This is a genomic window from Fluoribacter dumoffii NY 23 (assembly GCF_000236165.1).
In the GTDB taxonomy this organism is placed as follows: domain Bacteria; phylum Pseudomonadota; class Gammaproteobacteria; order Legionellales; family Legionellaceae; genus Legionella; species Legionella dumoffii.
Window position 1 is genome coordinate 2,830,810 of record NZ_CM001373.1, and the last position, 12,324, is coordinate 2,843,133.

Genomic DNA, 12,324 nt, shown 5'->3' on the forward strand with positions numbered 1-12,324 from the left:
AAACCAGGTATTTTATCGCTTTTTTATCTAAGTTACCATTATTCTAACTACCAAAGAATCTAGAGGCGCATGATGAATTTGAAAAAAGCGGAGTTACACGTCCATTTAGAGGGAACTATCACTCCTGAATTAGCTGCAAAACTGGCTGCACGCAATAAGTTAATAATTCCAGAGGGACTTGTCGCCCCTGATGGAGAAAGTTATTTATCAAAAGATTTCCTCGATTTTCTAAAGGTATACGATACCCTCGCAGCGTTAATTCGCTATCCTCAAGATTATTATGATATCACTTTAGATTACTTACGAGCTCGTGCCGGGGAAAATGCGATTTATGTAGAGATGATGTATTCCCCCGACCATGCTGAACTCTCCAGTAAAATTCCTTCTGCCGAACATTTGGCAGCAATTCAGCAAGCTGTTGATGATGCTAAAGAACAGTTCGATATAGTAGGACGAATAATAATCACCGCAGTTCGTCATTTTGGTATTGAGGCAGTAGAGCGTGTGGCCCGACAAACCCACAAAGACAGGTTTCCTTGCGTCACCGGATTTGGCTTAGGTGGTGATGAGGCAAAATTTCCTCCTAAACTATTCACCAGGGCCTACCAAATTGCAGCCGAGGCCGGTTTGCAATGTACTGTGCATGCAGGCGAATTTGCGCCTGCAAGCGGAATGGTCGAAGCAATGGAAAACCTCCCTATTCAACGCATAGGCCATGGAGTAAATTCAATTTACTCACCGGAAACTATGATGATGCTGCAAGACAAAAATATTACTTTGGAAATTTGTCCTACCAGCAATATCTTCCTCGGATTGTTTAAGAACATGGAAGAACATCCTTTTCCCAAATTTTATGAAGCAGGTATAAAGATCAGCATTAATTCAGATGATCCGCCTTTTATGAGCACGACCCTGGGTCAGGAGTATCAACGGGTGCAAACTTCTTACGGCTATAGTGATAAGATTATGAATGCGATAACGCGAATGGCTATTGAAGCTGCTTTTGTTGATGAGCATACCAGGACAGAGCTTTTAGCAAAAATTTAATTCTATTCTTCAAGAAAGCCTGGTAGCGGTCAAAACTGCACCAGGTTCTCATAGTATTAAAATTTAATATCCAGCCTAATAAGATATCAAATAAGATAAATACTCCGTGAAGTAATTAAGCAATAAAAATAGTCTAGAATAAATAATAAAATGGATAAGGAAATCTTATGCGTGTGCTATTGTTTCTAGTTTACTCGTTATGCTCTTCTTATTTATTCGCGCAATCCATCCTTATTGGTACAACAGACTCAGGCCCACCCTTTCAGATTCCGGCTAAAGATAAACCTCATTTTTATGGCTTTGAAATTGATCTGATGAGAGAAATTTGCCAACGTGCGCAATTGGACTGTAGCTTCAAAAGTTTTAACTTCAATGATTTGTTTGATGAAGTAAGAAACAATCACGTAGACTTAGCCATAGGGGCAATCATGATTACCCCGGATAGGGAAAAAGAGTTTCTTTTCAGTCTTCCTTATCTCATAGGCGGGGGGCAATATGCCACCAAGGTATCAAGTTCAATTAAAGCGATTAGTGATATTAAGGGAAGAAGTGTAGGAATAGAAAAAGGAACTATTTTTAAAGCCTGGATTGAATCCCAATTTGGTAATACCGTCCAAGTCAAGGAGTATGGTACTTTAGCGGACGTGTTACAAGCTCTCAATGAAAATAAAGTCGATGCGGTGTTGCTTGATAGCGGCATCGTTCAATATTGGACTGCTAATAACAGCGATCTATTGAGGTCGGTTGGGGACCCCATGGGAAGCGGTTATGGAATTATGGCTAATAAAAATAATGAAGCGCTCATTGAGACAATTAACAAATATCTTCTTGAATTAGAAAATGATGATACTTATTTAAAATTATATCGGCGCTATTTCTAATTAGGCTTTTATACTTTTCACTGTGCATAGAAACCACATCCAAAGGGCAAAGATCTTTTCGATTATGGATATTGATAACTTCATTAAAAAAAAGAGTTCTTAATGCCCAATCCCTCTCACAATTTTTGTGAGGCCCTCGCCACCAAGGCTAATCACTGCGAATCTCACCCAGTAATTGTTCTATGTAGCGTCTGCAAGTTAAAGGATTGTGTAAAAAATTAATGATGCGTCGTGTGCCGCCAGTCCCTGTAATACTCATCGTTCCATAGCTTAACATACTGCCTAAAATCGATTGACGGATGTCAATTGCCTCAATCTTGCTTATTGGAATATCAATTGTTTGTCTTACAACCACACCCGTGCGAATAATCACATGGTTTTTTTTGATAGTAAGGGAAGAAAAATAATAGGTCATCCAGGTCATGCCAATCCATAGTAGAGCTAAAGCAGCCAAGCCATATCCAACTTTATTAATGAAGTCCACCTCAACGTAGGAGACAATTGCCAAAGCCGCACATAAACTTACAACGGGCCAAAAAAATATTATCCAATGCATGCGAGTAAAAAAAATAACATTCTCGTCATATGGTTTCTCGAACATTGATTCACCTATCCTGAATTTATATTGAAAATTATAATATTGTATTTAAGTAAAATTTACTATTCTATATCTTATTCGAGGTATTATACTCACTTTATCATATACTTTTCATTAAATTAGAAAATGCGTTCTATTAGCCAGTGCCTCAACAAACAACTTGCCGATATTTGTCAACGATCAGTCCAATTAGAAGAGCTTTCCAATAAAGTCAGGCGGATGCTCCCAGAAACTTTAGCCAATACTTGTCATGTTGGGAGTTTTAATAAGGGATGTTTGTTGTTAACCACTACGGATGCTGCCTGGGCATCGCAATTACGTTATATGATCCCTGAATTGCGTGATAAATTACGCAAAGAAGGGGGTATGTATCAACTCACTTCCATTAAAATAGTGGTTACAGAACCCACAGTCCGCTACGAAAAATCAGCCGCCACCTCAAAACATGTATTATCAGAAAAAGCTAAAGAAATAATTATAAGCGAAAGTCAGCAGTGTAACTATGAACCTTTACAAAAGGCATTATTACGTTTAGCTGATGGCGATGATTAAGCCAGGCAACTCTAATAATTAATAGTTTAACCCGTTATCCTTGGTTTGATCAAAAGAGGGAGTAATATACACTTGCTCTGGTGCTACAGTGCCGATGCAAAGCGACGAGCTACCCATTGAGAACCAAGATAAGTAAAACAATCCTGGAGATATTCACTCAACTCATCCTCTGCCATTTCATGTTCTTGACCAATGGCTTCAATATCATGATGAAAATAGGTATTAAAATAGCGTGTTGAGAAATCAACATAATCTCGGGTGTGGAGAATAAACGCATGCCATAGCTCATCCAGAATAAGCAAGGGGCCAAAAAGATAGGTTTTCTTACCTTGTTTTGCCCTTTGCTTATTTAACCACATCCACGCCAATAAGTCTGCAAATAGGGATTCACCTTCCTTCTGAGAAAATTCAGGATGATGTGTGCAAAAATAATCAACCACTGTCTTATTTTTATAATCCAGCAGAGCAGATAATTCGGGATGACTCATCCGCAACACGCTTTTTTGCTGCTCGGTTTTTGGGTGATGTAACGTACGATACGGCAGATCATTTCTTCTTGGGTCATCATCTTCTCCAATATAAATAACTAGTGTAGAAAGTCTAACCAATGTTCACAATAGAAGCAATTTAAATTATTTTATTCCTATAGAATTTTTAAAAACCAATTAGTGAAGATGACTCATCCTGAAAATTCAGGATGAATCTTTAATTACCAAATGACACAGCGGTTTTTATTTACCATGGGGCTGTCATTTGAAATATTGAACGCTTCTTGAAATTGAGGAATATTTGCCAAACTGCCATTTACCCTGTATTCAGCGGGCGGATGAGGATCCGTAGTTACTTGATTACGTAGCTGTTGTGGACGAATATTTAAAGCCCATACATGTGCTGTTGACAGAAAAAATTGTTGTTCAGGAGTCAAGCCCGCAATTGTAGGCGCATTTTTGTATTCCTTTGAACGCTTAAAAGCTCTATAGGCAAGGGTAATCCCCCCTAAATCGGCAGTAGCTTCCCCTACAACCAATTTTCCTTGTACATGTAAATCACCATCGACAACATACTGGGAATATTGATTGACAATGCATTGGGTTGCTTTTTTGAATTTTTCCAAATCACTGGGAGTCCACCAGTTCTTTAAATTACCATGGCCATCGAATTGGGCCCCTTGATCATCAAATCCATGGGTCATTTCATGTCCCATGACAAACCCAATTGCACCATAGTTTACTGCTGCTGGAGCATTAGAATCAAAAAACGGCGATTGAAGAATGCCTGCTGGAATATTTAAATTGTTCATGGAAGGATCATAATAGGCATTAATAGTTTGTGGTGTCATTACCCACTCAGATCTGTCTATTGGCTTACCAATTTTATTAAGATCCCGATTAATTAAAAACTCATTAGCCCTGATTACATTCAAAACATAAGGTCCGCGGTCAATCTTCAGTTTTGAATAGTCCCACCATTTCGAAGGATATCCAACCCGGTCTTCCATCATATCCAGTTTTTTCAGCGCAGCCTTACGAGTGGCTGGCGTCATCCAGGATAAAGTTTGAATGTCTTCACGCAGAACCGCACGAATATTTTTAAGGATTTCCAATGCTTGTTTTTTGTCTTCAGAGGAAAAATAGCGTTCCACATACATCTTGCCAATAGCAAAGCCTAAGGCACTGTTTTCCGTACGTACAACCCTTTTCCATCGTGGCAATATTTTTTCCGTACCGGTCAGAACGGCTGCCATTTTAAAGTTTTGATCAACAAAAGGTTGTGACAAGAACGAAGCAAAAGCATCGATTAAATGCCAGCGCATATAGGTTTTCCAATCCTGCAGGGAAACACTTTTTAATTGTTTATCCATATCCTTAAAAAAATCAGGCATAGCTAAATTGATGCTTTTAATTTGCGCTTGCCCTATTGCGGAAAAATAGTCAGGCCAGGAAAAATCAGGGGTGACTGTCATGAGTTTAGCTTGATTCATAATATGATAAATCGCATGCGGATCACGTTGGTCTATCTGGGACATAGAAACTTTTGCCATTTGGGTTTCCAATTTCATCACCGTATTGGCTTCCGCTGCTGCTTTATCCGGGGAATCACCCAATAACTCAAACATCTTGGCCACATGATTGACGTAAGCATCACGAATTTGTTTAAACTTCCTATCTTCTTTCAAATAATAATCTCGATCAGGCAATCCTAATCCACCTTGCATGGCTGCACCAATCATCTCTTCGCTGTTTTTAAAATCTTGCATGCTTCCAAAACTAAAAAAAACATCGACTCCGATCTGATGTAAATGCGCAATTTCCCTTTGCAAATCCTTCATATTTTTTAGGCGTTCAATGCGATCAAATTCAGCCTGTAGAGGCTTAATACCTAATTGATTGATACTCTTTTCATCCATCCCGCTATAATAAAAATCACCCACTTTTTGCTCGATGCTTCCCGGTTTGGCATGAGTATTTTGGGATGCATCGATTAACATTTGGTGAATGATATCTTGGACCTTGTCGTTGATAATATTAAAGCTTCCCCAACTTGAATAATCAGGAGGAATAGGATTATTCTTTTGCCAGTTACCATCAGCATAAGCGTAAAAATTCTCGCTTGGTGCAACCTTAGTATCGAGCCAGTTCAGGTGAAGTGCTTGTTCAGCAGGACTCTTTGGTAGTTCAGTACTTACAGAATATATTGAGGAACTGCACAAGAATGCAAAAGTAAAAAGACTAATATTAAGTTTCATACCGCAATGCTCCTTTGCAATCATTTATTGTTAATTCACTAAGAATCTGAATAAAAGTAGCCAGGTGCAGGGAAAAACCCAACCAGGAACACATGAGGTTTAGTTTTCCCGGGTTTCGACTTTAATCTTCACCCAGGCTACATTTTTACACTTCGACAGGATAAAATTCTGTGTGCATATGAGGGAGATATTCTTCAGTGTCAAAATAAGTATATTCCCAGGCGTCTTGTCTTACCATTAATTCGCGTAATAGTCTGTTATTTAGTTCATGGCCTGATTTGTATCCTTCAAATGCTCCGATCAGACTGGAACCTAACAGGTAAAGATCACCGATTGCATCCAATACTTTATGAGAAACAAATTCGGACTCAAAACGAAGTCCATCATCATTTAGAACTCGATAATCATCAACAACTATGGCGTTATCCAAACTTCCGCCTTTGGCTAAATCGCATTCTCTTAATTTTTCATAATCCGAAAGGAATCCAAAGGTGCGTGCTCTGCATACCTCTTTTACATAGGAGGTAGTAGAAAAGTCAAAACTGACAGTTTGTGGCTTATCATTAAACGCAGGATGGTCAAAATCAATGGTAAAGGAAATTTTATATCCATTATATGGATAAAATTGAACAAATTTCCCATTATCTTCCACCCGGATAGGCTTAAGAATACGGATGTATTTTTTGGGTGCATTTTGCTCGCGAATACCCGCTGATTGGATCAGGAAAACAAAAGGCGCAGCGCTACCATCCATAATCGGCAGCTCAGGCGCATTTACATCGATATAGGCATTATCAATACCCAGGCCTGCCAAAGCAGATAGTAAATGTTCTACAGTAGCTATTTTGACTGGTCCATTGTGTAAGGTAGTACACAACATGGTATCGCCAACATTACCGTATGATGCGGGTATTTCTACTACAGGTGAAAGATCTACTCTTCTAAAAACTATGCCTGTATTAACAGGAGCAGGTCTCAAGGTTAACAGCACTTTTTCACCGGAATGCAATCCTACACCAGTTGCCTGGATCACCTTTTTAGGAGTTCTTTGTTTTGTCATTCAGTGCTCACCTTGTTCCTCATAGTATCATTTTTTCTATATTTTTTATTTTGCGCGCAAAACTTCGTGATCGTATCAATATTTTATTATTTAGTCTAATTATTTTTTTAACAAAAGACTTAAATTTCCCTCCATTCATAGAGCAGCGAACGAAGGGGAAAAATCACTTATGCTTCTTCTTGCCGGCGTAAAAAAGCTGGAATATCAAGATAATCTACATCGGGAATACTCTCATTATTTTGTTTCCCGGCAGAAGACATACCTGATTGAGCTTGTTTCCGTACTAGCGCTGGTCTTTCTAATTGCTGATAATCCAAAGAACCATCACTGCGGGTAGTTTCCATCAGACGTGCACGGTGACCATGTTGAGGTTGCATTTGTTGATGACGCTGTCTAGCATCTCCCAAACCAGTCACAATAACGGTGACGCGCATTTCATCCGTCATTTCCGGATCGATTACTGTGCCAACAACGACAGTTGCATCATCAGAAATAAACTCTTTGACTACGTCTCCTACTTCCTCAAATTCACCAATAGACATGTCAAGTCCCGCTGTAATATTGACCAATATTCCGCGAGCCCCTGAAAAATTCACATCTTCAAGTAAAGGAGAAGCAATTGCTGCTTCAGCGGCCTGACGTGCTCTTTGTTCTCCAACAGCACTTCCGGTACCCATCATCGCCATACCCATTTCTGACATTACTGTACGCACATCCGCAAAGTCCACGTTAATCAAGCCTGGGCGGGTAATTAAATCGGATATCCCCTTTACAGCACCCAATAATACGTTGTTCGCAGCTTTGAATGCATTGAGAAGACTAATATTCTTGCCCAGGACACTCAATAATTTATTGTTCGGAATAGTGATTAATGAATCAACATGTTCGGCTAAACGACGGATTCCTTCCTCAGCAGCCAATGCTCGTTGTTTGCCTTCAAACGAGAAAGGTTTTGTTACAACAGCTACTGTCAGGATGCCTAATTCCTTAGCGATTTCTGCAAAAACGGGGGCGGCCCCAGTTCCGGTTCCGCCACCCATTCCTGCCGTAATGAATACCATGTCTGCACCAGTTAAAATTTCGCGAATATGATCTCTATCTTCTTCTGCTGCTTCACGACCTATTTGTGGGTTTGCGCCGGCACCTAAACCTTTAGTCAGTTCATCACCCAGTTGAATATGTATTTTTGCATTTGAGCCTCTCAATGCTTGAGCATCGGTATTAGCACAAATGAACTCAACTCCGTCAATATTCTCAGCAACCATATGCTCGACCGCATTACCGCCGCCACCACCGACACCAACTACTTTAATCACTGCATTATTACTATGGTGTTGGCCTTCCATTAATTCAAACATAACCGCTCCCCTCACATGTTTATTCTTTTAAAACTGGCAGTAAAAATAAGAGAACTTGTAGCCAGTTTTTTATTTAATTGTTATTTGTAACCTAAAAATTACCCTGAAACCATTCTTTCATACGTGCCCACAAACCCTGGGTGGTATCATTCATTTTAGGAACATTGTAGTTTGATTCATATTGTTGTTGGTAACCTTGCAACAACAAACCTACGCCCGTAGCAAATGACGGATTTTCAGTTGCTTCAGCCAATCCGGAAACATAATGAGCACACCCTTTCCTTACCGGCATTTCAAAACAAAGCTCGGCAAGTTCAATACCTCCCCGGACATTGGCAGCTCCGCCAGTTAAAACAATGCCGGCAGCCATTCGGTCTTCAAAACCGCTACGTCGTAATTCGTTGCGTACTAAAGTAAATAACTCTTCATAACGTGCTGCAACCACATCAGATAAGGCTTTGGCTGATATTTTCCTGCCGGGCCTGTCATTGACGCTTGCCACTTCCAGCATCAAATCTGAGTCCGCCAATTCAGTCAATGCACATGCATGATTCAGTTTGATAGATTCTGCTGCTTTTGTAGGCGTACGCAATGCCATGGCGATATCGTTGGTTACTTGATCCCCTGCAATAGGAATTACCGCTGTGTGTTGAATCGCTCCCTCGCAAAAGATTGCAATATCGGTAGTACCTCCACCAATATCGATCAAGCAAACCCCAAGATCTTTTTCATCTTCAGTCAAAACAGCATGGCTTGAAGCCAATTGTTCTAGAATAATATCATTTACTTCCAGACCGCAACGACGTACGCATTTCACTATATTTTGGGCAGCGCTTACTGATCCCGTAACGATATGCACACGAGATTCCAGTCTTACGCCTGCCATACCTATAGGTTCGCGAATACTGCCCTGGTGGTCAATAATAAATTCCTGGGGCAAAACATGAAGAATTTTTTGATCTGCAGGTATTGCTACTGCTTTGGCTGCATCGATTACACGCTCTACGTCCGCTTGGGATACTTCTTTATCACGGATGGCAACAATTCCATGGGAATTTAAACTACGGATATGGCTACCGGCAATTCCTGCATAAACAGTCCTCACCTCACACCCAGCCATAAGTTCTGCTTCTTGAACTGCACGCTGGATAGAATTTACAGTAGCTTCTATATCAACCACAACACCACGTTTCAGACCACGAGAGGGATGACGACCTATACCGATGATTTCTATTGCACCATCTGCTGTCACTTCTCCAATTAATGCGATAACTTTTGAAGTTCCAATATCCAAGCCAGTGATAATATCTTTTTCTATTTTTTTTGCCATTATCGTTCCGTTTGTTGTTTCCACTGTACCGCCATACCACGTGGATAACGCAGGTCCACGCTTGACAATTGCTCAATTTTTTCGGCAAACACTGCAGGATATGCTTTACAAAAACGCAGCAATCGATCCTCTAACTCTTTCTTTCCTAAATATATTTTTATATCATTACCTAAAAGCAATACCCAGGATTGGTTTGCCCTTAAATGCAGTCCAGTGGCGTTTACGCCATACATTGATGATATCTTACTCAATTTTTCGTAAACTTGTAAGACTTCTGCTTGTTGAGATGCGGGTCCTTTTAATCGGGGTAGATTTAAACCCTCAGGTATGCCACCTTCATTAAATAGTCTCCCATCCTCTGTCATTAATGCATTATTCCAGACTGCAGCAGGTTTTTTTTCAACAAGCCTTATTTTCAAAGTATCAGGCCAAACACGCTCGACAGTTGCTGTATCAATCCAGTTCATTTCACTTAAATCTTTTTGTAGTCCCCTAACTGATAAAGTAAAAAAGCTGTCACTTAAATATTTTGCCAATACTCCTTCCAATTCTTTATGTGTTACATGTTCGTAATTCGCAGCGACCTTGATTGTAGTAATTGGAAACCGCTGCGGATCTGATACATAATAATAGCCTAATCGGCATGTCAAGAATATAGCACTTAAACTTAATACCAATAACCAACAGATATATCGAAAATTTCCTGAGTCAATATCCCTATTTTTATTCATGGCTTTCACAGATAGTTGGTTACTAAGTGTTGGCGACAATGCTGATGCACCATGGCAATCCGAATTAATTCATCTAATAATTCGGGATAAGGCAGACCGCTTGCCTCCCATAGTTTGGGATACATGCTAATCGAGGTAAAACCAGGTAAGGTGTTTATCTCGTTAAAATATATAGTTTCAGTTTTGTCATTTACAAAAAAATCTACACGCGCCATACCCTTACATTTTAACCGGATAAAGATATCCGCAGCCGCCTTCTTTAATTGCTCATACAACGACTGACTCAGAGCAGCAGGTATAATTAAATCCGTTTGCCCGCTCTCCAAATATTTCGCTGAATAAGAATAAAAACCATCCGGATGATTAACTCGTATTTCCCCAGCGATACTGACTCTTGGCTCTCCTGAGGGGATAAGAGCTTCCAGAACTGACAATTCAATTTCCCGGCCAGAAATAAATGATTCAACTAAAATTTCTTCATCGTAACGTAAGGCATCATCTACAGCGACTATCAATTCCGCCATATTTTTTGCTTTATGTATGCCTACACTGGAGCCCATTGCACAGGGTTTGACAAATACAGGCCAGCCAAACTCTTCTGCAACCTGCTGGCAAAAGTGTTGCCTCTCAGAAGCTGAGCTGTGCCAGGACAAAAGTTTGTAATTTGCTGATTTTAACCCATTGATACAGACTATGCGTCTTGCCATATCTTTATCCATGCCAATGGATGAAGACAGTACATCACAGCCAACATAGGCTACACCAGATAGTTCAAGCATGCCTTGCAAGCAACCATCCTCATATAACGGTCCGTGTACTACAGGAAAAACAATATCGGCATCAACAGATAAACGACCGTTAATAAATAAACCAGCTAATGGCTTTGAGCGTTCAGTTACAACGGGCAGTCTCTCTTTACAAGCAAGTAAATCCTGATACTCATGAAGATGAAATAATCCTTCTTTATCCATCGCTACAGGAATAATATTGTATTTTCCAGCATCTAAATGGGCAAGTACAGATGCAGCTGAGATCAATGAGATTTCGTGCTCGCCAGATTTTCCACCATAAAGAAGAACCAGATTGAGTAGTTTGGACATTAAAGGTCTCCGATTATATGAACTTCGCGCATCAACTCAATCGTTGTCTGCTCACGAACTTTAGTTTGTACCAAATGTATCAATGCCTCAATGTCAGCTGCAGTTGCTGAGCCTTGATGATTGATAATAAAATTTGCATGTTTTTGAGAAACCATGGCGCCACCAATATTGAACCCTTTTAATCCGCAGGATTCAATAAGCCGAGCTGCAAAATTACCCAAGGGATTTCGAAACACTGACCCGCAATTGTACTCATTAGTTGGTTGGGTATTGGCCCGGTGCTCCAGCAATTCCTTTATAACCTGCAATGAAGTTTCCTTCTTTCCAGGATTTAGCCTGAATGTGGCAGAAATAAACCATTCATCAGGAGGGCCTGAAACATGGCGATAAGCCACTTCATATTCTTCAGGCTTGCGAGTTGTTATCTCGCCCTTGCGGTTCATGGTTTGCACTTCGCTTACGAATTGCCAGGTTTCACCCCCGTGACAGCCGGCATTCATTCGCAAAGCCCCGCCCATAGTGCCAGGAATTCCAGCCCAAAACTCTCCTCCGGCTAAATCATTGCGCGCACAAAAACGCGCCATGCTCGCACAAGATACCCCAGCTTCAACTTTCACAGTCTGCGCATCTAAAAGAGAAATTTCTTTCAAACATCCTTGGGTAAGGATCACTGTACCTGAAAATCCACCGTCACGGATTAAAGAGTTAGAACCTAATCCGAGCCACAATAAAGGCTCTGTTTCAGGAAGTTTATGAAGAAATGAAGCCAAATCAGCAGTATTTTTCGGCTTATAAAGCTTGGCTGCAGGCCCTCCAACACGCCAGGTGGTATATTCAGCCAAGGGTTCATTATAAAGCAAAGTGCCCTGAAATTTATTATCAAGGCTGTAATCATTCTCAGTTGGACTCATGTTGCTCTCA

The 12,324-nt window shown here is 40.3% G+C and carries 12 protein-coding genes; 3 read left to right on the forward strand and 9 right to left on the reverse strand.

Going from position 1 to position 12,324, the window contains the following annotated elements:
- Nucleotides 1–72 precede the first annotated feature (72 nt).
- Nucleotides 73–1,047, forward strand: coding sequence for an adenosine deaminase (locus tag KYQ_RS12870; RefSeq protein WP_010654673.1), 975 nt, complete (start codon nucleotides 73–75; stop codon nucleotides 1,045–1,047).
- Between the two features lie 167 nt (nucleotides 1,048–1,214).
- Nucleotides 1,215–1,928 carry a transporter substrate-binding domain-containing protein gene (locus KYQ_RS12875; protein ID WP_010654674.1) on the forward strand — a complete coding sequence of 238 codons (714 nt, stop codon included), beginning with the start codon at nucleotides 1,215–1,217 and terminating at the stop codon, nucleotides 1,926–1,928.
- A gap of 148 nt (nucleotides 1,929–2,076) precedes the next feature.
- On the opposite strand, the gene KYQ_RS12880 is transcribed toward KYQ_RS12875, so the two are convergent.
- On the reverse strand, nucleotides 2,077–2,529 hold the full coding sequence (locus tag KYQ_RS12880; RefSeq protein ID WP_010654675.1) for a PH domain-containing protein: 453 nt from the start codon (nucleotides 2,527–2,529) through the stop codon (nucleotides 2,077–2,079).
- Nucleotides 2,530–2,652: 123 nt separating this feature from the next.
- Here KYQ_RS12880 and KYQ_RS12885 point away from each other — a divergent pair, with 123 nt between their 5' ends.
- A complete protein-coding gene (locus KYQ_RS12885; protein ID WP_010654676.1) occupies nucleotides 2,653–3,078 on the forward strand; it encodes a DciA family protein in 426 nt (141 codons plus the stop codon).
- 83 nt (nucleotides 3,079–3,161) lie between these two features.
- Here the strand turns inward: KYQ_RS12885 and KYQ_RS12890 are convergent, their stop codons facing one another.
- The 8 genes from KYQ_RS12890 to murB all read right to left on the reverse strand — a co-directional run bounded on the left by KYQ_RS12890 (nucleotide 3,162) and on the right by murB (nucleotide 12,314).
- Nucleotides 3,162–3,566 (reverse strand): glycine-rich domain-containing protein, encoded by a 405-nt coding sequence (locus KYQ_RS12890; protein WP_010654677.1) that lies wholly within the window; start codon nucleotides 3,564–3,566, stop codon nucleotides 3,162–3,164.
- A 221-nt stretch (nucleotides 3,567–3,787) separates the two neighbouring features.
- The gene (locus KYQ_RS12895; RefSeq protein ID WP_010654678.1) at nucleotides 3,788–5,824 is read right to left on the reverse strand and encodes a M13 family metallopeptidase; all 2,037 of its coding nucleotides are present in this window, start codon (nucleotides 5,822–5,824) and stop codon (nucleotides 3,788–3,790) included.
- A 145-nt stretch (nucleotides 5,825–5,969) separates the two neighbouring features.
- The gene (gene lpxC / locus KYQ_RS12900; RefSeq protein ID WP_010654679.1) at nucleotides 5,970–6,884 is read right to left on the reverse strand and encodes a UDP-3-O-acyl-N-acetylglucosamine deacetylase; all 915 of its coding nucleotides are present in this window, start codon (nucleotides 6,882–6,884) and stop codon (nucleotides 5,970–5,972) included.
- 167 nt (nucleotides 6,885–7,051) lie between these two features.
- A complete protein-coding gene (gene ftsZ / locus KYQ_RS12905; RefSeq protein ID WP_010654680.1) occupies nucleotides 7,052–8,242 on the reverse strand; it encodes a cell division protein FtsZ in 1,191 nt (396 codons plus the stop codon).
- Between the two features lie 91 nt (nucleotides 8,243–8,333).
- Nucleotides 8,334–9,572: a cell division protein FtsA gene (gene ftsA, locus KYQ_RS12910; RefSeq protein ID WP_019350161.1), complete on the reverse strand. Its 1,239-nt coding sequence runs from the start codon at nucleotides 9,570–9,572 to the stop codon at nucleotides 8,334–8,336.
- A complete protein-coding gene (locus KYQ_RS12915; protein WP_019350162.1) occupies nucleotides 9,572–10,303 on the reverse strand; it encodes a cell division protein FtsQ/DivIB in 732 nt (243 codons plus the stop codon). Before KYQ_RS12915 ends, ftsA begins: the two co-directional genes overlap by 1 nt.
- Nucleotides 10,304–10,308: 5 nt before the next feature.
- Complete coding sequence (locus tag KYQ_RS12920) at nucleotides 10,309–11,403, reverse strand: D-alanine--D-alanine ligase family protein (protein ID WP_010654683.1); 1,095 nt, start codon at nucleotides 11,401–11,403, stop codon at nucleotides 10,309–10,311.
- A complete protein-coding gene (gene murB, locus KYQ_RS12925; RefSeq protein ID WP_010654684.1) occupies nucleotides 11,403–12,314 on the reverse strand; it encodes a UDP-N-acetylmuramate dehydrogenase in 912 nt (303 codons plus the stop codon). The genes KYQ_RS12920 and murB overlap by 1 nt, the downstream gene beginning before the upstream one ends.
- Between the last annotated feature and the right edge of the window lie 10 nt (nucleotides 12,315–12,324).

Bases quoted from the DNA above. Each gene is read 5' to 3' on its own strand.
- KYQ_RS12870 (WP_010654673.1), top strand. From the start codon at position 73: ATGAATTTGAAAAAAGCGGAGTTACACGTCCATTTAGAGGGAACTATC.
- KYQ_RS12875 (WP_010654674.1), top strand. From the start codon at position 1,215: ATGCGTGTGCTATTGTTTCTAGTTTACTCGTTATGCTCTTCTTATTTA.
- KYQ_RS12880 (WP_010654675.1), bottom strand. From the start codon at position 2,529: ATGTTCGAGAAACCATATGACGAGAATGTTATTTTTTTTACTCGCATG.
- KYQ_RS12885 (WP_010654676.1), top strand. From the start codon at position 2,653: ATGCGTTCTATTAGCCAGTGCCTCAACAAACAACTTGCCGATATTTGT.
- KYQ_RS12890 (WP_010654677.1), bottom strand. From the start codon at position 3,566: ATGAGTCATCCCGAATTATCTGCTCTGCTGGATTATAAAAATAAGACA.
- KYQ_RS12895 (WP_010654678.1), bottom strand. From the start codon at position 5,824: ATGAAACTTAATATTAGTCTTTTTACTTTTGCATTCTTGTGCAGTTCC.
- lpxC (WP_010654679.1), bottom strand. From the start codon at position 6,884: ATGACAAAACAAAGAACTCCTAAAAAGGTGATCCAGGCAACTGGTGTA.
- ftsZ (WP_010654680.1), bottom strand. From the start codon at position 8,242: ATGTTTGAATTAATGGAAGGCCAACACCATAGTAATAATGCAGTGATT.
- ftsA (WP_019350161.1), bottom strand. From the start codon at position 9,572: ATGGCAAAAAAAATAGAAAAAGATATTATCACTGGCTTGGATATTGGA.
- KYQ_RS12915 (WP_019350162.1), bottom strand. From the start codon at position 10,303: ATGAATAAAAATAGGGATATTGACTCAGGAAATTTTCGATATATCTGT.
- KYQ_RS12920 (WP_010654683.1), bottom strand. From the start codon at position 11,403: ATGTCCAAACTACTCAATCTGGTTCTTCTTTATGGTGGAAAATCTGGC.
- murB (WP_010654684.1), bottom strand. From the start codon at position 12,314: ATGAGTCCAACTGAGAATGATTACAGCCTTGATAATAAATTTCAGGGC.